Origin of the sequence: Alloacidobacterium sp. (genome assembly GCF_035631355.1) — a bacterium.
Classification (GTDB): domain Bacteria; phylum Acidobacteriota; class Terriglobia; order Terriglobales; family Acidobacteriaceae; genus Alloacidobacterium.
Window position 1 is genome coordinate 1 of record NZ_DASQIX010000024.1, and the last position, 23,222, is coordinate 23,222.

The 23,222-nt window shown below is 54.7% G+C and carries 15 protein-coding genes; 3 read left to right on the top strand and 12 right to left on the bottom strand.

The genetic code is table 11. From position 1 onward, the window contains the following. Positions 1 to 152 precede the first annotated feature (152 nt). From VEV40_RS05115 to VEV40_RS05145, 7 genes are all read right to left on the bottom strand, one after another. Positions 153 to 1,532: a hypothetical protein gene (locus VEV40_RS05115; protein WP_324830636.1), complete on the bottom strand. Its 1,380-nt coding sequence runs from the start codon at positions 1,530 to 1,532 to the stop codon at positions 153 to 155. Between the two features lie 66 nt (positions 1,533 to 1,598). Then, positions 1,599 to 2,894 (bottom strand): aminotransferase class V-fold PLP-dependent enzyme, encoded by a 1,296-nt coding sequence (locus VEV40_RS05120; RefSeq protein WP_324830637.1) that lies wholly within the window; start codon positions 2,892 to 2,894, stop codon positions 1,599 to 1,601. Positions 2,895 to 2,915: 21 nt separating this feature from the next. Further along, the gene (locus VEV40_RS05125) at positions 2,916 to 4,121 is read right to left on the bottom strand and encodes a RidA family protein (RefSeq protein ID WP_324830638.1); all 1,206 of its coding nucleotides are present in this window, start codon (positions 4,119 to 4,121) and stop codon (positions 2,916 to 2,918) included. 43 nt (positions 4,122 to 4,164) lie between these two features. Then, positions 4,165 to 5,019, bottom strand: coding sequence for a c-type cytochrome (locus tag VEV40_RS05130; RefSeq protein WP_324830639.1), 855 nt, complete (start codon positions 5,017 to 5,019; stop codon positions 4,165 to 4,167). Between the two features lie 22 nt (positions 5,020 to 5,041). Continuing rightward, a complete protein-coding gene (locus tag VEV40_RS05135; RefSeq protein WP_324830640.1) occupies positions 5,042 to 8,569 on the bottom strand; it encodes a carboxypeptidase regulatory-like domain-containing protein in 3,528 nt (1,175 codons plus the stop codon). Between the two features lie 196 nt (positions 8,570 to 8,765). After that, positions 8,766 to 9,650, bottom strand: a complete 885-nt coding sequence (locus VEV40_RS05140) for a phytanoyl-CoA dioxygenase family protein (protein ID WP_324830641.1) — start codon at positions 9,648 to 9,650, stop codon at positions 8,766 to 8,768. A 257-nt stretch (positions 9,651 to 9,907) separates the two neighbouring features. Beyond that, positions 9,908 to 10,987 (bottom strand): hypothetical protein, encoded by a 1,080-nt coding sequence (locus VEV40_RS05145; protein ID WP_324830642.1) that lies wholly within the window; start codon positions 10,985 to 10,987, stop codon positions 9,908 to 9,910. 86 nt (positions 10,988 to 11,073) lie between these two features. On the opposite strand from VEV40_RS05145, the gene VEV40_RS05150 reads away from it, so the two are divergent. From VEV40_RS05150 to VEV40_RS05160, 3 genes are all read left to right on the top strand, one after another. Beyond that, entirely contained in the window at positions 11,074 to 12,495 is a 1,422-nt protein-coding gene (locus VEV40_RS05150; RefSeq protein ID WP_324830643.1) for a glucoamylase family protein, read from the top strand. Between the two features lie 137 nt (positions 12,496 to 12,632). Further along, positions 12,633 to 14,384, top strand: a complete 1,752-nt coding sequence (locus VEV40_RS05155) for a proline--tRNA ligase (protein ID WP_324830644.1) — start codon at positions 12,633 to 12,635, stop codon at positions 14,382 to 14,384. A gap of 119 nt (positions 14,385 to 14,503) precedes the next feature. Next, positions 14,504 to 16,087 (top strand): rhamnogalacturonidase, encoded by a 1,584-nt coding sequence (locus tag VEV40_RS05160; RefSeq protein ID WP_324830646.1) that lies wholly within the window; start codon positions 14,504 to 14,506, stop codon positions 16,085 to 16,087. Between the two features lie 72 nt (positions 16,088 to 16,159). Here VEV40_RS05160 and VEV40_RS05165 read toward each other — a convergent pair whose 3' ends face one another. The 5 genes from VEV40_RS05165 to VEV40_RS05185 form a co-directional block, all read right to left on the bottom strand. After that, on the bottom strand, positions 16,160 to 17,383 hold the full coding sequence (locus tag VEV40_RS05165; protein ID WP_324830647.1) for an oligosaccharide flippase family protein: 1,224 nt from the start codon (positions 17,381 to 17,383) through the stop codon (positions 16,160 to 16,162). After that, a complete protein-coding gene (locus VEV40_RS05170) occupies positions 17,376 to 18,521 on the bottom strand; it encodes a glycosyltransferase (RefSeq protein WP_324830648.1) in 1,146 nt (381 codons plus the stop codon). Before VEV40_RS05170 ends, VEV40_RS05165 begins: the two co-directional genes overlap by 8 nt. 139 nt (positions 18,522 to 18,660) lie before the next feature. Next, positions 18,661 to 19,995, bottom strand: a complete 1,335-nt coding sequence (locus VEV40_RS05175; RefSeq protein WP_324830649.1) for an O-antigen ligase — start codon at positions 19,993 to 19,995, stop codon at positions 18,661 to 18,663. Beyond that, complete coding sequence (locus VEV40_RS05180) at positions 19,982 to 20,908, bottom strand: polysaccharide biosynthesis/export family protein (protein ID WP_324830650.1); 927 nt, start codon at positions 20,906 to 20,908, stop codon at positions 19,982 to 19,984. Before VEV40_RS05180 ends, VEV40_RS05175 begins: the two co-directional genes overlap by 14 nt. After that, complete coding sequence (locus VEV40_RS05185; RefSeq protein WP_324830651.1) at positions 20,892 to 23,216, bottom strand: GumC family protein; 2,325 nt, start codon at positions 23,214 to 23,216, stop codon at positions 20,892 to 20,894. The genes VEV40_RS05180 and VEV40_RS05185 overlap by 17 nt, the downstream gene beginning before the upstream one ends. Between the last annotated feature and the right edge of the window lie 6 nt (positions 23,217 to 23,222).

A 23,222-nucleotide genomic window follows, 5' to 3' on the forward strand; every position in this document is an offset into this window, starting at 1 on the left:
GCCAATTATCGGCTATGGTCCCGGAACGCAGATGGGTCTGCGTCACATCGATCACAGCGCCTGCGGTCGGATTCGAGCTTTGTGCTGACGCGCCAAATACCAACCCGCAACCGGTGAGGACGAGGCTGCACAGCTTGCGTGGCATCATGCGCTTAACGCTGTTCATCGCCTGTGTTGACGGGTATCTCGCCCAGGGTCCCGCGGTCCAGACCGCTGCTGTCAATAAGGTGGATGGCAATTCGCGCAATGGCGGGCGTTGCCGGAATGGTTTGGTGGATCTCGATTGCATCCTGTGGGCTGACCGTTTGAAGCAGTACTTCGTTTTTCTCTGAGCCGTCGGTATCGTACAGATAGGCTCTGAGCTCTCCCGGAAAAAAGACACCAAAGCTGCCTGAGAGTTCGACATTTCCAGCAGCACTGGCAGCGGTCAGCGGTTTTATCACCACGCCTGCCTCCGTGACGGTGGCGATTGAATCGTGGCTTGCACGCGTTGGGAACCACTGCGAGTCCATCGTATACGTCTGGCCGGGAGCCAACACCGCCATGGGACTATTCATCTCGGCCTCCATGTAATAGGGCGTTTCGTCTAGCTTGCTTGATGTTAAGAAAGGCATTCCGTCCTTATTCATCCGAACAGACGGGCCATTTTTGTAAAAAATTACCGTCGCTTTTCCGGGATAGTTCACCCCGGCAAAGTATTTTGTCTTTTCCACCATGGCATAGTGAGTTGCGCCATCGACGAGAGCAACCCAGCCTGCGGTGGAATCCAGCCACACTTCATTTTCCAGATACTTCCAATTCAAGCGGAACAAACCGCCGCTCGGCTTGAAGGACGGATCGGTCGCGAAACCATCATAGACATGGTATCCATTCAGATACGCCGAACTGGGATTAAGAACAGCGAATGCCCAGAAGTCGTGATTGTACCGCTTCGGATCGTTGGGGTCCGAGAGATCATATTGCGAAACAGACTGCACTGCCCACGCGATGGAATGACCTGAGATGTTCTTCGTGATGGCGTGGAAAAAAATCTCAGGAGAATCGCTGCCAAGGGTGATTTCACGCGTGTACTGCAGACCGGTCGGCTTATCAGGTGACCCCTCAAGACGCACAGTGCATTTGGGACTCTGCGAAAGGATGGTGAAGGTGTACATCCCATCATCGAGCGCGGTGGACGCCCCGTTCCAGTGTTGCTCGTCATCATTGCCTTCGGGCAAAGGCCAGATTTTATCGCCGCCATAGTTGATCCAGCGGCCATCTGCCTCGTCCGGTGAAATGTATTTTCCCTTGTAAACCGGATTTACGAATAGATAGTTATGCCCATTGAACGCGACCTGCATGAGCCGTCCACCAAGCTGGGGAACAAACGTCAGACGAACCCAGTTATTCGCGACTTCTTCGCCGTGCCAACCGTCAAACTCCACCGCCCGAATGGTGCATGGAGACGCGGTATGGGAAGCACTTTGCTGGGCGAGCAAAGGCGAGAAGGTCATGACTGTAGCCATCAACCACTTTCCGATGGGTTGTTTCATTTGCAAGGCCTTCATGTGCAGCATGAGATTAAAATCAAGATCTTCATAGGGTCTGCCACCGCCCATTCATCCCGCCTCCGGTTTCGACTTCGCCTTTCCACTAGCCGCAGACAGCAATTGCCGCAGCCGTTTGCCCACGATGATCTCTTCGCCCGGCTTCAGCGTCATGGAAACAATCTCAAGCTTGTTTGGCTGCGATCCTTTGGTGATTTTGCTGGGGATGTTTTTTCGAGATAGCACATCGCTTGGATTATCGTCCGTAAGGACTGCAATGCTTGGCGTTCCATCCAGAAGATCGCGAGCGCAGTCGGCAACGGTATAGTCCCATACAGGCTCGTTCCAGGAAACCGTGAGGGTCGGATATTGATTTGTTTCCGGCGTATAGATTTTAGTTTCAACTCCCGGAACGGTGCCAACCAAAGACGCGATGCGCTGCACTCGAGTGGACCATTCTTTGTTGAGAGCATTTAAATCCATGTGAAACCAGGCTTCCACTGCGGCAAGACAGCCGATGATTTCTTCCTTGCCAACCTTCATGGGACGGCACACGGCACCTTCCCACGGGCTGGTGTTGGCAAGGGCGGCATCGATCAGATCTTTGCGGCCAAGCAGCACTCCGCTGCACTGCGGACCGCAAAGACCCTTGCCGCCGCTCACGGTGTAAAGATCGCACCCCATCTTGGCAAAGAGCCGCAGCTTCTCTATCGGAGGGATACCGTCGGCGGCGTCCATGAGGATGGGTACGTTGTGACTCTTTGCAATCGCGATCTCTTTAGCGAGTTGCTCTGGAGACGAGGTGGTATAGATCATCGCGGTATTCGCGCTGATTGCATTCGGAAGCTGCTCGGCAGAATCGGCAAGGACGAGCTTGCCGCCAGCCAAACGAATCGCGCTGTCGAATGGGCTTCTTCCACCCACCATGACTACTTCGTGCTTGAGGCCTGTCGTGTCGGGAAGTTGCCAGACTTTGTCTGGGTCTGCTCCGGCGATACATCCTGCGGTTGCGGAAGCCATGGCGCCTGCCGCACCCGAGGTGATCATCCCTGATTCAGCGCCCGTGAGCGCCGCCAGGCGGCGTCCTACGGCAACCTGGAGTTCGAAGATATTGACGTAGTGTTGCGCTGCTGCTTCCTGAGCGGCTTTCACCTCGGGCAATTCGAGGGTCGCACTCAGGTAAGTCCAGGTCCCGCGGCCGTTGATGATTGGCTTGACGCCCAGCCGAGTGTAGACATTGTCGGTGGAATTTTTCGCTACCTCAGCCCAGCCTGATCCCATTGCCTGCTGAATACTGACCTGCGCAAGAAGGGGAAATGCCGCGACCCATTTTACAAATGTTCTGCGCTTCAGTTGGATGTCAGCCACGATTTCTCTTCTCTTCTCTCATTATTTTTGCTTTCTTACCGCAATAAACGAAATTTGCTCGGCCGCTTCATCATCCGTCTCACGATTCTGCTGTAGCACCGTTTGCACGGGATATTTCCCTTTGAAAAATTTTCCATACAGCGCGTTCATGCGATCTTCATCCTGCATCTGCCGAAGGTAGACCGTGCTGAAAACAACGTCGGAAAAATCCATGTCGGCTTCTTCGAGGCCATCGAGAAGGTTGCGCATCGACTGGCGAAGCTGCAAATCTAAGTCAGGCGTAACGATGCCCTGGCCCGGGATGAAGCCATCTTTCGCAGAGAGATAAAGCGTATCACCGTACAGCACGCCCGGACTGGCCGTGGGGCTGGGGGGCATATTTCTCGGCCGCACAGCTTTGCGCTTGCTCAGGTCTGCGCCGGCGATGCAACTGAAGACAATGTGGTTCCCTTTCGGAAGACCCATGACCTGGATGGTTCCGCGCCCAGGCGTATTGCCGAATTCAAAGTACGTCGCATAAATCTTGCCCATCGCATCGTACTTGCCTCCAACGCTCATATATGGATTCACCCACACCACATTTTTCGTGGTCATATGAGCAGCCTGCAGAACAGTGTTTACATTGTCGAGTGCCTGTTTCACTTCACCAGAAAAATCAGACGCCAACCTTCCGCTGCGTGGATCCGCTCCGCCTTGCGCTGACAGATACAAAACGTCTCCGGCCTGGATGGCAGGTGGGTCTGAATGCGGTTCTTTCGGCCATCCCTGCGGCCAGACAGCGTGGCGATGCGCTTTGTCCTGAACGGCGATGCAATTGATTTCGATACGGTCTCCGTCGGGAAGGGCGGCAACGGTCAGAACGGTGCGGGCAGGAGGATTGCTGCCAATTTCCTTCCAATAAACATCGTCCATGGCGGCGATGTCCGTTGTGGAAGTCAGATAGATATTCATCCACACGACATTGTCGAAGTCCATCCCCGCACCTTGAAGAATCGCTTGTACATTATGTAAAGCCTGGGCTACCTGCTCCGGAAATTCCTGTGGACGACTTCCATCGGACCTGCGGCTTCCCTGGCCGGATACATAGAGCGTTCCATTTGCCAGGACGCTAGGGCTGGCAGGCGCGCCATCCGACAGTGGCGCAGCTTGAGCCAAAACATGGATAAAAAGTGCGCCAAAGAGTAGGGCGCAGAAAGTCAAAGCAGGAAGCTGCCGGGCATTGATCATTTTCCGCTCCATGAGGAGTTCAGATATTGAGTCAGGCGTCCCTCTATTCGTCATCATCATCGGAGGAATCATCATTGGGTCTAGCGGATTGAGAGCCAATGCGGATCAGATAACTCACCAGATCATTCACTTCTGTGTCGCTCAGTCTTGATCGGTAATTATCCGGCATGAGTGAGCGAGAGCCGACGTCCACGGAAGTGAGCCGTGAGTTGGGAAAGTAATGAAAGGCTCCATCGAGGCTTTGAATCGTGATTGAAAAGTTGTCCTGTGCTCTGAGCGCGCCCGTAAACTTCTGCCCGGTGATGGTTGTGAGCGTGACAGCCCTCTTTTGCGCTGGCAGGGCCTTCTCCGGTTCCAGTATGACCTGACGAAGATGGCTCGCGTTGGTGTTTGCATCAGAATACGAAAGATCGGCGGCAATGAATCCGCCTTTGCCCTGCGCCATGTGGCACTCCGAGCATTGCGCCTTTCCAAAGAAGAGAGCTTCTCCATGCTCCGGATTTCCGGGAAGGGTAACTGTGCTGTTCTTGCCCTGCAATGTCCGAAGGTAGCTGACGAGCGCGAGTATCTGGTTCTGCCCAAGCTCACTGAATCCGGGCATGCCTGTCCCAGTGATTCCATTCTTAACGATGTCGATGAGGTTTTTGTCCGTCAGGCGCTGCACGTCAGACGCCGTTGCGATGTCCGGAGCGTGCTCACCGCCGCGGCCATCAGCCCCGTGACACACGGCGCAGTTTGAAGAGAATAAAGCCGAGCCCTGCGATTCTCCTGGAAGACTGGCGCTTGTCTTGTCTTGTGCCAACAAGGTTCCGGGCGTGCCTAGCGCCAGCAAAATACAGAGAGGGGCAATCACTTCACACCTATGCCACATTGAGACGATTTCTCCCTTATGGGACATGCCCCCTTCGTTTTCCAGCACCTTAGAAGAGGAACTTCAACGCAACTTGCATAATACGAGGATCATTGGCGCCGGTTACATAACCGAAACCGCCCTGGCCGGTATTGTTGACGAGCCCATTTGGATTCGTAAACTGCGCGTGATTGAAAACATTGAATGCTTCTGCACGAAACTGCAGCTTAGTGCCCTCGGTAATGTCAGTGCTCTTTAGCAGGGCCATATCAAAATTGTTGATGCCGGGACCGGAGAAGTATCGCCGCATTGCGTTGCCTACTTGCCCTATTGGTTCCGGGACGAAGTAGTCTGGGTTGAAATAGGGCAGCCCTTTTCGCGGGTTCCGATTTACATAAAGAGAGCTGCCATTGTTCGCGTAGCTCGGCACATCGACGTTTGCATTAAAGGCGCCCAGCAGTGAATTATCGTCATCCTCATTGAGAGTGACCGGCTCTCCCTTGGCAAACGTTGCTACGCCGGAAAGCTCCCAACCGGCGGTGAACCGCTTCACAATATTCCCTCCGCCGAAATGATCGAAGGGCAACTGAACGGTGTAGCTGGCAACCAGGTTATGAGGAACATCAAAGCTCGATAGTGCATAGGTTTGGGACGGATTCAACGGATTGGTCGCGTCAAAGGAGTCTGAACCGTTATCGAGCGACTTCTCAAAGGTATATCCAATGAGGAAGTTTACGTATTTTTCGTTGTGCTCCAGACTGATCTGCAACGAGTTGAAACTGGAACCGACTGCCGTCTTCATGTAAGGATTGCTGTTGAAGTTAATCCCGAAGGTCGGCCTCGTTCCTTCCACGGTCTGGCCGCTCGCCGTGGTATAAACCGTGTCTTCGCCATACGGGCCGCAAGTTGTCGTACCGGGCGCCACATTAGCGGGATTACTTAGTTGTAGACAGAGCGCCTGGTCGCCAGGATTCGATTCCTCAAACGTCAGCAACTGCCTTCCCACAGTGCCGACATAGCTGACGCCGAGCACGGTTGCCGTCCCTAATTGGCGCTGGATAGAGAGTTCCCATTCCTGAACATAGGGAACCTTGTTTTTGTAGTAGTAATAGTCAGACCCGCCGATGGGTGTGGCTGCCGCCCAGTTAAACGTTGTATCAGGATTTTTAGGCGATACATTAGTGGGTGGAAAGACGAAGGGAAACTTCTGTCCCGCCGGAGTTCCCGACGGCCGATCAACAAACGGGGTGGCCAGCTCAGTGGATGACACAGAGTAGTAGTTGCCGTAGGGAGCGTCCCCTACTTCGACAAAGCCAGTAGCGTCTTCAATAGAGCTATAGAAGATGCCGTAACCCGCGCGTACACTGAATTTTCCAGAGCCGCCCAGTACTTTGCTAAGAAGACCGTCGCTCACGTCCGGCGCCCAGGCAAAACCAATCCTAGGACCAAAGTTGGTGTACTTGGTGGGTCCGAGCGTGCGAGGAATTCCCGGATCCAGTGGAACAACCAGACCAAGGGGAGCACCCGGAAACGATAGCGATTGCTCCCCGGGAACGACCGTTTCCAGCTTGTTCTGGGTGTCGTACCAGGGAGTAGCGGCTTCCCAGCGGAGACCGTAGTTGAGGGTGAGATTGCGGGTCGCACGCCAGCTATCCTGACCATAGAATCCGTAATACTTACTCCGCGAATCGAGAAGCTGCTGGCTGGCCTGCACAAAGCTGTCCGGCGCCCCGATCAGGAAATCAGCAAAATCCAGGCCAGTCTCTGAACCATTAAAACCATAACACCCATCGTAGCAGTCGTAGTTACGCTCGTTGATCTGGTTGTAGTGGAGGTTAGTGCCAAACTGCAGCGTGTGCGTCCCAATGATCCTGGTGAAGTTATCGATGATCTGAAAGGTGTTGTTATATTGCCTCAGTGCGTCGGGCGGAACACCAAGGCTGAAGTTGTTGAACATGAGGTTCGCAACACCCTCGTATGCAGGGTTGATAGGGGAGATGCCGCCCGCGGGACCCCACGGGGTAACATACCCCTGCTCGGCAAGGGTGACACCCAAACCCTGGCCTGAAGTGGGTTGGCCGGTCAGGTTTACATCGCGGAGATATACGAGACGAACATCATTAACAGTCGATGAGCTAAACGTGGTCGTCAACCCTAAATTGACCATTTGTGTTTGACCGTGATTGGTTGCAGCAAAGCCCGGGACATTTACCTGGCTGTACGGATTCACGGTCTGGAACCGGTCAATGAAGTAGTAGCCAAACACCGCGCCAATCCGCGTAGGAATGTCTATTCGGCCACTCCCCTTATCGTCGCTCAACGTCCCGTTGTAGGCAGAGGTGGAGAAGTTAGGAGTATTGTTGATAACTCCATTGGCCGCAGGGAGAAACTTCAGCGAGTTCACCGCAACCGGCGACCACGCGTTCTGCGGAATGACTGCATTGGGAAAGACGCAAGTTCCGGGATCTGCGCAGCCTGGAGTGTAATAATTTTCCCCCTGCTGTACGGGATATCCCAATGTCTGCGAAAGAGTGTTGGCCCAGCCGGCGCCGACAACTGTACCAGTGAGCGAGGCCGCCTGGTCCGTCAGATCGCCTGTACGGTCGGAGTCTGAAGGCACGGGATAGCTCTGGGTCTGTCCCAAAATCTGCCGCGTTCCCTGGTAGTCGCCAAACCAGAAAATCTTGTTCCTCCGGATCGGTCCTCCGACCGTTCCGCCGAATTGGTTCTGGATAAAAACACCGCGCGTCGGAGCATAGTAGTTTCGGGCATCCAGAGCTGTGTTGCGAAGGAAGTCGAAGACTGTGCCGTGATACTGATTGGTTCCTGACTTGGTGACTACATTGATCTGGCCACCGCTGTAGTTTCCATACTCCGCATCGAAGTTGTTCGTGATGATACGGAACTGCGCGATGGAGTCGAGATTGGGGATCATGGCGGCACCGTTGTGGACGCCTTCTTCTGCATTTGCCCCATTCACCATGAATGCGTTGGAGGCGGTGCGGCCTCCATTAACGGATTGTTGACCGTTGTCCAGGTCTCCCGAGACCTGCGTCGCTCCCACCCCCGATGTGCTGCTGTCCTGGCTATGGGAATAAGGCGACACGCCTGGTTGCAACTTCAACAGGTCGATGTAAGAACGTCCATTCAACGGCACAGAAGTAATTTTCTGGCCGTCGATGACTACGCCCATCTGCGTGCTCTGTGTTTCCACCTGTAACGCGTCGCTCTTGACACTTACGGTGTTGGTGACAGCTCCAATTTCCATCTGAAGATCAATGCGAATGGCGGAGTTTGCATCGACCTTTACTCCAGTCTGCAAATAATCGCGAAAGCCGGGCTGTTTAACGCTTACGTCATAGATGCCGACATTAAGGATCGGAAAGTTGTAAAACCCTTTGGAGTCGGTCACGGCTGTCGTGGCCACATTTGTCGACTCATTCGTCGCGACGATGGTGAGTCCTGGCATGACCGCGCCGGTCGGATCGGTAACAACTCCAGAAATGGAACCCGTGATTGCGGCCCAAGCCGCCGTTATGCAGAAGAGGGTGATGGCGCATACGCTGAGTACAAATCGAAACCTTTTGCACGAAGTCACAGTACCGCCTCCTTGAGTGGAACGGGGATCGCGCTGATTAGTTTGGCATTGGTAACATCTTGCCTTCGATAGTTGCCGGAGTATGAATCATGGCCAAGCACAAAGTCAAGACAATATTGGCTTTGTGGCTCCAGCAGCGTTCGAGCGCGCGTGCAGTGTACCCGCGCCGGCGCGGTGGGTATGCCACTGTTTTCTTTCAGTTCTCCATCACATGCGGATCAAACAGCAGCGGAAAGAATCGCCCCTCTATCTTTTGTCCTTTCGAAACCACCGGCACGCCGGTCAGTAGCGGCTCGTCGCTTGCTGAACGCACTCCGTCGCGGAACACATTTACCAGCGTCGCCCGCCGCGGACGGTCAGAGCGGTTCTCATACGACCCATGCACCATCAACGGATGGTGGAACGAGCACTGTCCGCGCTTCAACTCGATCGGCACTGGCCGGAACGCCTGCTTCTGCTCCTCATCCAGCACCGTCATGATCTCGTTCATGTCGCCCGCAAGCCCTGTAATTGGCAACAGGTCCCATTTGTGGCTCCCAGGGACGTAGTACAAGCAGCCATTGTCGCGGGTACTGTCGTCGAGCGCCATCCAGCACGTCAAGTGCGCCATGGGCTGCGTCCGCGTCCAGTACGAGTAGTCCTGGTGCCATGCCACCACGCCGCCGTGATGCGCGGGCTTGCAGAAGAGCTGGTCGTGCCAGAACCGGACCGCCCCATCCAGCAGTTGCGACGCTGCTACCAAAAACGCCGGACTCCACAGCACATCGTGAAATGCTGGCCCGGTCCGCCAGGCACCCAGGGCGTGAAATAGGATCGTATCCGGGTCGCTGGACTCGTTCGAGTGATACTCGTGGAACAGCTGATGCGAGGGATGCGATGGCTCCATCAGCTTCGCCAGTTCGATGCAGAGCGCCTCAATCTGGCGGTCGTTGAGCATCTGCACTCCGGCCAGATATCCGTCGCGGTGAAACGCCTCCACTTTGTCCTGGCTGAGGCGATATTGCTGCCAGTCGTGTTTATGCGCGGGTAGCGAACCCAGCGCCCCGGTAGGTGTATGCAACTCCGAGAAATCCCGCATCATGAGACATCATCCATAAAATGTGGATCGGGCTTGAGCAAACCCTCGCTGCCTTTCTACATCACCACGGCCAGGACTGACAAAGCCATTACAGTTATCGGAACAGTTTCGGAGAGTGAGTGTTCGAGGAACCGGCTTTGCTGACAGAGACGTTCGTATGTCGGCGGCAACCCGGAAACAATGGCCATGAATTAATTACACTCAACACAAGCTCGCAGACCCTCTTTCTCAATCTGGAACTGAACATGGCTTATCGCAGATCAAAAACGATAACCAGGTTTAAGTTCGCAACGATAAATCATAGTCTTCTCCTTTTCCGCATCCGTCCGGACGGAGCAAGTGGCCCAGCTCAAGTTGAGGTCCGGACTCAGAGGAAATACGATGGGAAGCCCATCAATTTCGGCCTGCAGGCTGACGCCTTCCTCAGATGGGGGCAGGGTAAAGTTGAGCGTCCGGCCGAAGATGACAGGATACAATTCACGAACATTGGAAATAATTGTGTCGTGAAAGACTTCAGCCTGCATCAGGAACGTGGTCGAGTCAGACCAATCCAAAGCTGCAATGTGGATGTTGCGCCCACCGCGGACAAAACCACTTGAATCAATACGCGTAAACGGGCAGGGCCCCGCAATGCAGGAGGCTCTTACATTGCCAAACATATTGCCCGCGCCAGCATCCAGGGACGCGGACGCAAACGATGCCTTCCACTTTCCATCCGGTGAACATGGAGCCTGGTGATTGCAGGGCACGTTTCCCTTATTGACCACCTGAAAAGTTTTGACTGCGCTGCCCACATTCGTCTCCATTCGGGAGTTGATCGTATATCTCACTCGTACATTGGAGACCACCTTGTCCGGGCGATTGGATCCAGCCATCCTCTTCTCAGGGATGGGATTCATCGCCGCAATATATAGCAGAGGCTTCGTCTTCAATCTTCCGGTCTGCACCGTCAAATCGAGCGGTTCGTAGCTCGGATCTCGAAAACTGACGATCAGGGGCTCTTCAGATAAGACTCCTTTTTGCCAGACAAGCTTGAAGTATCCTGAAGCTTCGGACCGGGTCGTGATCGTTTTCACTCCATCCGAAACAGTGATTGCAACATCCGCTATCGGGAGTTCTTTCTCAGCATCAGCATCGTGCCGGATCACTGCGCCTTCAATCGGAATTGTCCGCCGCACAGCGATCGATTTCCTCCAGTACGCGCGCAGCAGGAGCAGCGCGACTATGACCGAGACAATTGCGATGATCGTCCAAAGAGTTTTCTTTCCCATCAGTCCATACCATAGACGATGGGACGCAAGCGCCGTCAGTGGACGGCTCTTGCAATTGCGTCCCTGCATCTATTATTCAATGATTTGCTTAGTGCTACCTGAATTAGTTGCCGGCGAACTCCGGATGGGTTGAATGAGCATGGATGAAAGCGCCGATGAAATTCGATGGAAAGAGTGAAGCGCACATTCGCAAGATAGTCGATTCACAAGGGAATGGCATTTCCCGACGCCAGTTGCTGCGTCAACTGGCCAGTGTCTCCCTTGTTCTGCCGCTCGCCGAGTGGAAGTCTCTACCCGTGTCAGCACAAATACCAATACAACATCGAACCGCGAGCCAGTTTGGAGAAACGGCGCCTGCGCCTCCGCCGACCGCACTTTCGCCTGAGGATGATCAGTTCTTGGACGATCTTGAACGAAGCAATTTCCTCTTCTTCTGGGAGCAGGCAAATCCAGAGACTGGATTGATCAAAGACCGGTGCAACGTGCGTACAGCGGACACCAGTGTGGCCGCAAGCATCGCGTCAACCGGATTTGGTTTGACAGCCATCTGCATTGCTGAAAAGCGCGGCTTCATCTCCCATCAGGACGCCCGTTTGCGCGTCATCGCGACACTTTCATTTGTTTGGAAGAAGCTGCCGACGCATCGCGGGTTCTTCTATCACTTTGCCAACATGAATACGGGGGAAAGGATTTGGGATTCCGAAGTCTCTTCTGTCGACACAGCAATCCTTCTCTGCGGCATTCTTACCTGCCGCCAGCACTTCAAGGATCGTGACATTGTTCAACTTTCACGTGCAATATTCGACCGCGTAGATTGGAAGTGGCTATCGCAGGACATCACATTATTGCCCATGGGATGGACTCCTGAGTTCGGCTTCCTGCCTTCCAAGTGGGACTACTATAGCGAATTGATGATGATCTACCTGCTCGGGATGGGTTCCTCCTCTCATCCCCTGCCGCCTGAAGCGTGGTCCGCGTGGAAACGGATGACCTTCGAGTATGACGGACTGCGTTATATCGGCTCGTTTGCTCCTCTCTTTGTGCATCAGTACTCGCAAGCATGGTTCGACTTCCGCCACAAGCGCGATGAGTATGCGAACTACTTTCAGAACTCGGCCACTGCTACAGAGGTTCACCGTCGCTTCTGCGTGGAACTGGCAAAAACCTTTCCCGATTACAGCGATGATCTCTGGGGTATCACCGCCTCCGACTCCCTCAATGGCTACGTAGTCTGGGGTGGACCGCCGGCAACGGGCCCGATCGATGGGACCGTCGTTCCGGCAGCGACTGGAGGCTCACTGCCTTTTTTGACAGATGCTACGTTGCTCGTTCTGAAAAACATCAAAGCTCGTTACCCTCAGGCCTGGTGCCGCTACGGCTTCGTTGACGCCTTCAATCCGTTAAAAAAATGGTATGACAATGACGTCGTCGGTATCGACACCGGCATTACCATGCTAATGGCGGAGAATGTGCGCACGTCCTTTGTGTGGGACACGTTCATGAAGAACCCCGAGGCTCAACGTGGAATGGCCACTGCGGGCTTTAAACTCGACAATCCTGCTGCTCCAAAAAGCTAACCGGGTGCAAGGGCTGTATTAAATACCGCAGTCATCATTAAGAGCGAAAGCGGGCCACCCCCCATTTTCTTGAACGATGTAGCGATTAGAATGGAAGTTCATCCTCATTCCAATCTTTGAGAAAGCACAAAGCAAGCATGCATCGTTGGTCTAAGCTCTTCATCCCCACTCTTCGCGAGGCTCCGGCAGATGCCGAAGTCGCCAGCCACAAGTTCCTCGTCCGCTCCGGATATATCCGGCAACTGAGCGCCGGCATCTACTCCTACCTGTTTCTCGGGCAGCGCGCCATCAACAAAATTACAGGCATTGTGCGCGAAGAGATGGACAAGATCGGGCAGGAATTCCTGCTGCCCACCCTTCATCCGGCAGAGCTCTGGCAGGAGAGCGGCCGCTGGTCCGTCATGGGCCAGAACATGTTCCGCTTGCAGGACCGCAAAGGCGCATGGCTCTGCCTGGGCTTTACACACGAAGAGGTGATGACCAGCATTGCTCGCAACGAGATTCGCAGCTACAAGCAGTTGCCGCAGATCTGGTACCAGATTCAGACCAAGTTCCGCGATGAACCAAGACCGAAATCCGGGCTGCTGCGCGTACGCCAGTTCATCATGAAGGACAGCTACTCCTTCGATCTGGACGCGGCCGGTCTCGACAAAAGCTTTGACCTGCACGACCAGGTCTACCGCGCCATCTTTACGCGTTGCGGACTGAACTTTGTCGCTGTCGAAGCTGACTCCGGCGCGATGGGCGGCACGCAGTCGCAGGAATTCATGGTCTACACCGAAGCGGGCGAAGACCTGATCGTCAGTTGTCCCAAATGCGACTATGCGGCGAACCTGGAGAAGGCCGTGTCTAAGCTCGCTCCGGTCACAGAGCTCGCCCCGACAGGTGACGGCACTCCGGAACTGGTTTCCACGCCAGGAATTGCGGCTGTAGCCGATGTTGCGAAGTTCTTCAACATCTCCGAGGCGCAGGACATCAAGTGCGTCGCTTATATGGCAGAAACCAAGAATGCTAAAGGCGAGTCTGTCTGGAGTCCGGTAGTCATCTTCCTGCGCGGCGATCATCAGGTGAACGAGACGAAGCTGCTCGGACTCATCAAGTCCAGCGAATTGCGCCCGATGCAGGCCGAAGAGCTGGAGCGCTACATCCATGGCCCGGCAGGGTTTCTCGGGCCAACCGGCCTCGCTCCGGCCAAAGCTTTGGGCGACGAAGGCGTGCCCGTCATTCTCGACCGCGCTCTTGAAGGCCGCGAAAACATGGTCTGCGGAGCGAACAAGCTCGACTATCACTACCGCAACGTAGTACCGGGCCGAGACTTCTCGTGGACCATCGCTGCCGATATTCGCAACGTGGTTGAAGGCGAAGGCTGCCCCCAGTGCGGATCGCCGCTGAAAGTCGCAAAGGCTGTTGAAGTAGGCCACATTTTCAAGCTGGGCTACAAATATTCTGAGAGCATGGGCGCGCGCGTGCTCGATCCAAACGGCAAGGAGGTAACGCCGATTATGGGCAGCTACGGCATCGGCATCGAGCGTATCCTGACCGCGGCGATTGAGCAGAGCAATGACGCTAACGGCTTCTGGCTGCCCCGCTCCATCGCTCCGTTTGAAGTTGTGGTGACCATCACAAATGCGACCGACACAACCCTGCTCGCAACCGGCGAGCGCATTGCCGCAGATCTTGAGGCCGCTGGCTTCGACGTCCTGCTCGATGATCGAGAAGAGCGCGCCGGGGTCAAATTCAAGGACGCCGACCTAATTGGAATTCCCTACCGCATCAACGTCGGGAAAAAAGCCGCGGAGGGCAAGGTGGAGATCGTGACGCGCGCCACCGCCTCCAGCCAAGACATAGCCATTTCTGAAGTTGTGACAGCATTTCAGAACGCCGTCTAGTCCATTCTGGGGCGTTCCGTACTTCGGAACGCCCGTCCTTCAAAACCCCTTCAGCGGACAAGCCTGCTGTCCCTGATGTATCGTTTCTAAGAGGTCAGACCACTTAGGAGAGGCACCCTATGCAGCAGCAGCGCCGTGATTTCCTGAAATACACCACCATAGGCGCGGCGGCGCTCGCCCCGATGGGCATTGGCGCACAGACTACCTCGCACCAGCCGAGCGGCAGCATTTATGACGTTCGTTTATTCGGCGCCACAGGTGACGGCAAAACCATCGACTCGCCTGTCATTAATCGCGCTATTGAAGCCGCGGCAAACGCGGGCGGCGGCACAGTGCTCTTCCCCGCGGGGATCTACAATTCGTTCTCCATCCGTTTAAAGAGCAACGTTGCGTTACAAATCATGCGGGGCGCGACCATTCTCGCCGCGGAAACTCCTGCCGATCACGGCGATGGATATGATCCCGCCGAATCGAACGCTCCGTGGGAAGCCTATCAGGACTTCGGGCACAACCACTGGCACAACAGCCTGATCTGGGGAGAAAACCTGCATGATGTATCCATCTTTGGGCCGGGACTCATCTTGGGCAAGGGCCTGAGCCGGGGCACACGGGAAGAACCGCGCGCGGAAGAGCCGCGCATCGGCAACAAGGCCATCGGCCTGAAGAATTGTCGCAATATCACGCTGGCCGGCTTCTCAATCATCAAAGGCGGGCACTTCGGAATTCTTGCGACTGGTGTCGACAATCTCATCATCGACAACCTGAAGATCGACACCAACCGCGACGGCATGGACATTGACTGCTGCAAGAATGTCCGCGTCTCAAACTGCGCCGTCAATTCGCCTTGGGATGACGGTATCTGCCCGAAAAGCTCCTATGCGCTTGGTTATGCGCGCGCGACTGAGAATGTGACGATCACCAACTGCTATGTCACTGGATGTTATGAGCTCGGAACGCTGCTGGACGGCACATTTAAGAAGTTCCCTTCCGATCAGCGAGTGCCGCGCACTGGACGGATCAAGTTTGGAACAGAATCAAATGGCGGGTTCAAGAACATTACTGTCTCCAACTGTGTCTTTGAGGGCTGCAACGGCATCGCTCTGGAAAGCGTGGACGGAGCGCTGCTTGAAGACGTGGCTTTCACCAACATCACTATGCGCGATATTTCCGGTGCGCCCATCTTTATTCGCCTTGGCAGCCGCATGCGTGGCCCCGCGGGAGTTCCGGTTGGCGACAATCGCCGGGTCATTCTCAGCAACATCGTCAGCTACAATTCCGCATCGAAGTACGCAGCAATCATCAGCGGGATTCCCGGCCATCCAATCGCAGACCTGAAGATTCATGACATTTATCTTCATCACCAGGGCGGAGGAACAGCCGAAATGGCGGCGCTTCAGCCTCCGGAAAATGAAGCCGGCTACCCTGACCCGCATATGTTCGGCCCGATGCCCGGGCATGGCTTCTACATTCGACATGTGAATAACATTGAGCTGACCAATGTTGAGATCGCTTATGCTTCGCCGGATGCGCGTCCTGCTTTTGTACTCGATACGGTTACAGATGCCGACCTTTTCCGCATCAAGCTACCCGGCGACAATTACCAACCCGCGTTCCATCTGCGCAACGTGTCCGGCTTTCGCATCTTCGGCAGCCCGAAAATCAAAGACAAGGAAGTTGCATCCACTGAATCAGAAGAGTTCTGAGAGCCGTGACGATTCCGACACTCACGCAGCCTGCATGAGCATTGCTGCGCGTCTGTTCTCTCTCGCGCGTAGCTAAAGCACCACAACCAGGCTCATTGCGACCAACGCCGCATCGGTCAACAAACTAGCAGCGGCGGCTCCACGCCAGGACCATCGCGCGATCAATGCGATATCCAGCAGCACGTTGAGTCCAGCCGCTGTCAACTGCGTCGTCGTGCGGTACCACTGCGATGACGAACCTGTAATCGCGGTTCCCCACGCATAGTGCAGACCGCGCATGAGCGGAAGCAGGCACAACCAACGCAGAGCCTCAACTGAGCCGCGGAATGAAGCGCCAAAAAGATTGGGCAGTAATGGCGCAGCGATGCATAGCAAAAGCGCAATGCCCATTCCGTATGGAACAGTCCGTCGAAGTAACCGGTTCGCTAATGCCAATGCTTCTTTGACGCTGCGCTCGCCGTCTCGAAAAAAGCGTGGCGCTGCAGCAGCGTAGATGGCATAGATGGGAACGCTGGCAACATCGATAATGCGATAAGCCGCAGAATAGATTCCTGCGGCGTATAGCTGGCCCGCGCTGACAAGAAAAGTCTTGTCAATGTCGTTATAGACAGAAATCGAAGAACTGGACAACGCAAAGCTGAACCCTTCTGTCAGGTCACGCAATCTGATACTGCTGAATCTCGGCCACCCCTGTAGCTTCGTGACTGCCCCAAAAGCGATGGTTGCAGTTACGAGTGACGACAGCCAATAGATTCTTGTCCATAAGAGCGCGTTTGCATGAAGATGTACAAACTTCGCAAAAAAGAAGAGCCCCAGCGCTGCCACAGCGCGGATGATATTCGTGAACGCGGCCAGTCTTGCTGTCCAGTTCAGCATGTCCGCACCCTGAAAAGCACGGCTTGCAAGCTGGACAATTTTCCCCAGCAAAGCATCCGACAAGGCGATGTATGGAACCAGACGCAGCAACTCCGGTTTGAGCGTGAAATGGCCAATCAGCATCGCCAGAATGAGCAGGGCTGCAAAGCCATATACGCTGATCTGCAACGCGTTTCCCCAAGTGCAGGCAAAGGAATCGCGCGCGCGGCTGATATTGCGCACGAGAATCATTTCCATGCCCACACTACTGAACTGGCTGAGCACATTCACCAGTGCGACAACACCGACGAATGCGCCGTATTCATGGCTTCCAAGTGTCCGGCCAATCAAGATGAAATACGCCGCCTGGAATGCCAACGACACACCGTTTCCGGAGATCATCCAGAGCGTATTGCGGCGTAGGCTGCCAGGTTCAGGCACGAGACCTCACAAGGACCTCATCGTACTTCTCTTCGAGCAGCTGTGACTGCGCGGCGAGATCGAAATGTGCCTTCACATGACGCATTCCTGCATCGCTCGCCCGGCGCCAAGCCTTGTCGTCCTTCAAAAAATGAACAATCTCCTTCGCCAATGCAGCAACGTCTTCTGCTTTCGCCAGAGAACTTCGCCGCTCCGGGAAAAGGGCTTCTATAACTCCCTCTGTGTCGAATGCAACAACCGGCAGCCCTTCCGCCTGAGCCTCGCAGAGCACAGTTGGCAGCCCCTCGGAATCGCCATTGCGCGCCCGAACACTTGGAGCAACGAGCACGCGTGCTCGCCGCATCCACTGGCGCACAGCGGCATGGGGTTGGTGGCCTAGAAAGATTGCATTGCGGCAGCACGATGCAGCCTCCCTTTCAAGCATTGCGCGCTGAGGACCATCACCGGAGATCACGAGCTGAGCCTCTGGAATGTCTTCTAGTACACGCGCCATCGCGCGGATGAGATAGATGCAGCCCTTCTTCTCGACTAATCTGCCGGCAAAGAGCACGATTGTTTTGTCACGATCGCGCTCTAGCGTGCTGTCCCTGGAAAGCTGAATGCCGAGGTGATGGACGCGGAGTTTATGCGCGGGGAACCCGCGGAATAATGCGCGCTGCCGCACATGTTCTGATACGCAAAGGAAAGTATCCACATATCTCCACAACTCCTCTTTTCGCCGAAAATACGCTTTGTTCGTCGGCCAGCGTTCGAGTGCCGCTTCATGGCATGACACATCGTATCCGTGCAACGTAACAATCAACGGAATGCGCAACCTTCTCGCAATCGGCAACACGGCACAGGCATCAACGGCAAAATGCGCATGTATGATTTGAGGCTCCTGTTCTGCTATTGCGCGCGAAAACAGGCGACCGCTTCCAGTCCGCAGGAAGAGTCGCCGTTTTGCTTTTTCAGCCAGTGACTCCTCCCCGCAAAACGTAAGAACAGTCTCGCGAGCTAAATCCAAGCCATTATTCACTCGCATTAGTCCAGCAAACACCGGCTCAAATCTGCGAAGTGCGCCGGCCTGCGAAAGAATAAATGTCTCGGAGAGCGGCAAAAGCTCATTGCGATAAATAAGCACCTTACCACTCCTCATCTAATTGCTCCTCGACTGAATCGGATAAACTCGCTTGAGGCGCTGACAGCATGGCCTTGCAGTAAGGGAGCGAAAGGCATCGCAGGTGCTCTGGATATTCGGCACGATTTTGTGAAGGTTTTGCTGCTGCCATTCCGCGTCATGCCGTGGCGTGCTCGGGCACGCATCCAGACATATTCAATTCAAATAGTTGTCGATGACGCTTACATTCGAGCGCCATGATTTCGATGTCGGCAACCGCCGCGACGTAGAGAACCCAATAAAGCCCATTGAAGATAATCAGCGTATTTTCATCCAGGTCATAGACTGTAATTAGAAACAGAACAAATACCATCCAACATGCGCTGCCGATTTCCGCAGAGCGCAGAGACGGCCAAAGCTTCCTCGATGCGCGCATGTAACTTAGGAGGAATACCAGCAACCCGAACGCTCCAAGTTCAAGCCAGATTTCCAGGAACCCGTTGTGCGCGTGCATAACTACAAAATGCAACGTGAGACTTATGTTGTAAGACTCGCCTTTCATTCCCTGCCAGAAAGCCGCAAAACCATAGCCAACAAAAGGATGCTTAAGGATTGCCTCCCAGACCTGCTGCCAGATCGCCGTTCTCCCAGTCAGCGTTGCATCTCTGCCCACAAACCCAGCGAGCAACGGGAAATATATCCATGCGGCCACAGCTGTGCAGGCCATTATCATGATCGAACCGAACAGCAGCAACATCCTGCCAGACGAGTTGAAGCGTTCCAGCAAGCGCAACATCCCATAGCAGACAAGCAGCATCCCCTCGATCAACCAAGCGCCGCGCGAGCCGCTCATCACCAGGACGAACAAGAACAGCGCGAAGCAGCACAGGCGGACAAGAGGCTTTCCTCGCAGTGACAAGACTGCCGCTGTGGCAAAAACCATCGCCCTGCCGCAGGCGTTTTTTTGTGTGAATGCGCCCTGCCAATTGCCGAAATGCCCTGTTGACGCTTCCAGTCCAATGGATGGAACAAACAGAGCAAGCAAAATGCTTGCGAGGGCAAGAACGACCATTGTGGCTGTGAGTGTGAGAAGTTGCTGACGAATCTTAAATCTCGATGCAAGATAAAGTCCGAACAGCGTAGCCAGCGCAAACGGGACCGACCTCCGCGCAGTTGTCGTAGCGTCCTGCGACCAAAGCGTGGAGCAAACAGCGAATGCGGCCAGCACGGCAGTCCACTGCAACGCGAAGGCAAAGCGCCACAGCCGACTCGAATGGAGTAATACAAGAATGCAGATCGCTCCGTTGACGATGACCTGCGATCCAATGCCGGCCATCTTCATCAGGCCAGTGTCAGCTATATTTGTCATCTCGCTTGACTGGTGCGGGGCAATGCCGGGAATTGCACCTTGCATGGCAAAAAACGCGAGTAGACAAACGCATAGAACATCCTCGATTCCGACTTGATGCAGCCATGATGTGCCGATGGCGGCAGGCATTCTATCGCGCCGCATAGATGGCTGCCGAACTAGTTGATGACAGAATGTTGGAGGTACCGAGCACTACATCCTTCGCCATGCTGAAGGGCACATAGAGCACATCATCTGCCTCGAGCTGCATGTCCGGCTTTTTGCCCTTCTCTATATCGCGCAGTGGCACCGCGCTTTCCTGATAACTGCCATTAACTTTGCGAATGAGCCGGGCAGCATCTTCTTTGGCAGTTCTGTTTGCACCAGCAGCCAGAGCAACGGCCTGCATCACCGTCAAATTTGAGTCGTCCTGCATGATATAACCGCCTGGGCGACCAACATCACCAAGCACATAAACGATTCCGGCCTTTGGTACAAGCACCGTATCTCCCGGATAGACCATTTCTGCAGCCCGAGCGTTGACAGGCGGGTTGTTTGGCAGGAACACGACAATGTTCCCGCTATGATCAGCTCGCTGGATGGTGATATGTCTGTCAGCCATCTCCGTCAGCCCTCCGGACATGGCCAACACATCAAGCAGGCTGCGCATTGTCGTCACAGTGAAAGCGCCTGGTTTGTTCACCTGTCCTAACACTGAAATACTCTGCGTAGCGTATTCTTCGATGAAGACCGACACCTGAGGATGGTTAAGAAAGTGGTTTTGCATATAAAGCTGCGCGATCGCTTTGGCTGCATCGTGCGGAGTCAGTCCTGACAATTTCACAGTTCCGGCAAGGTCTAAATCAATCTCACCCGAATCTTTCACTCGCACCTTTTGCTCCAGATCCGGCTCGCGAAAAACTGTAATGTGCAGCAGATCGCCGGGGCCTATCAGCAGGCTCTCCCGAGTATTCGTGGGCTTAGCGACAATGTCTTCCGCCGGTTTCACTTGAGCCGACCCGAGGCACGTCGACGCGCAAAGCAGAAAAAGAATATAGAGGCTATGCCTTCGCTTCATTCACCGTTCCCTCAGCGCTATAGGTGTGGCTCCGGTAGCCGTAATACTCGTAAAAATCGGAAGAGCGTCCCGGTACAGCGTTGAGAACGATCCCCAGAACAACATGCTGCGGCAGTTGGCGTATTAGCGCACGATAGCTTCGGTTAACCACCTTCTTTTCTGTTACACCGTGACGGGCTACCAACAATACCGCGTCGCATAGCTGCTCCAACACAATTGCGTCTGTCACGGGTAAAGCTGGAGGGCCATCCATCACTATGAAGTCATACTCACTCCGCCATTGGGCTAAGAGAGCTTGCATTCTTTTCGAACCCAGCAGTTCCGCGGGGAATGGGGGAGTTGGCCCGCCGCATAATGCGAACAGGTTCGGGATGCTCTCGACTGGAAGCGCCTGAGGATCAGTCTGGTCGCTCGAAAGAGCAATGCTCAGGCCCACAGGCGCATGTACGCCTATTCGTTCATGCAGCACAGGACGCCGTAAGTCCGCATCTACCAGCAGAACCCGTACTCCTTGCTGCGCCAGAACCGTTGCCAGATTGAGCGAAATTGTGCTCTTGCCTTCCCCTGCATTGGAACTGGTTACAAGCAGCACTTGTGGAGCACCGCTGCTGCGCGACAGCATGAGCGATGTGCGTAATGAGCGCAGCGATTCGGCAAATGGGCTGTCGCTATAAGTGGAAGTTGCGATCCGAAATCCGTACCTTCCGAGTCCTTTTAAGTTTTTCTGGCTTCCACCTGGAGAGAGGCCTTTATTTCGTTCAATGGCGGGTATCAATCCCAGAAGCGGCGCGCCGGTCAGTTGTTCGAGTTCGTCCAACGATCTAATCCTGGCGTCTGTAATGTCCCTCAACCAAGCCGCTGCAATGCCGCAGATAAGGCCCACCACAATCGCGGCCACGTAATAGAACAAAATGTTTGGACTCCTAGGTCTGTTCGGTGGCGGCACACGCGCCGGGTTCACAACCGTGATGTTGGTAGAGCGCAGCCCCTCAAGCACACCTGCTTGTTTCAGCTTTGCGAGTAAGCCTTCATAAACCTCGCGGCTGCCATCGGCTTCCTGCTTCGCGAGTCCATAAGCAATTGCCTTATCGTTTAAGTCATTGACGACTTTCTTCTGCTGCTCAAGCGCGGTCCGAGCTGAAGTCTCGGTCCTTGCGGCGATCTCATAGTCTGTTCGCGCCCGCTCACCGATGCGGTGCACCTCATCCTGTATGGATTTATCAATTCCGGCAACTTCCGCCTGCAGTTCTGCAATACGCGGATACGCGCTTCCATATCTGACCCGGTCTTCATCCAGCTCTGCCTTCGCCGCGGCCTCCTGGGCGCGCAGGTTTTGAATCAGACCAAGAGAATTCGCCATCGATGCAACTGCGCCGGCACCGGAGTTTCCGCTCAGGCCAGAAATCAGCTCGGGGTCGCCGCTGCTGGCCACGCGATAGACTGCCTCCTTCAGGATGCGATTCGACTCCGCTGCCGCCAATGCTTCATTCAGGCTTTCAAGCCGCGCCAGCACAACATTATGCGACTCGTCATCGCCAAACATTCCGGTTTCACGCTGAAGAGTAATCGCCTTTGTCTGCAAATCCTGCGTCTGTTTCCGCAGATCATCGAGCTGTGCTGTGAGCCAGTTCGACGCCTGCGCTGTAGCGGTAAACCGCGCCTGAAACGTGTAGTCCATCAAGGCGCTGATGAGATGATTCACAATATCTGCAGCCATTTGCGGGTCGGGACTTGAATAGCTGACATTGATGAGTCGCGTCCCTGTGACGGGCTCGACCTTCAGATGGCTGGCGAATATCTTGAGCACCACATAACGGCGACTTGGTGCACTCTCAAGAGGCACGCTCAATGGTTCGACCGGCTTCCTCCCAAAAAAGAACCATGAAGGAAACGCCGCATGCCTGCCCGCTTTAGCCGGCGGATAATAGTCCTCCGTCGTCTCCAGATGAAGTTCATGGATAACGCGTAATGCCAGCGTATCGGAGCTCAGGATATTCGCTTCAGTTTGTAGAGTGATGTTGTAGTCCAGGGCGTCTGAGGCAGAGTCGACAGCATCACCCATTACGCTGCTCTCCAGTCCAAAAGCACCGGTACTGTCTTTCTGTATCTGGATTTGGCCGGTTGCCTGATACCGCCGTGTCGCCACCAGGCAATACATCGTGACTGCGATAAGGCAACCGATGAGGATGCAGAAGAAAATCGCGCGACGACGATTAAACGCCATGAGTAATGACCCCAGTGATACTTCGTCATCGCGCATGGCACGGAGATCCTCACTGTCTCCAATCCTCAATGGTGCAACTGCCATCTTGCC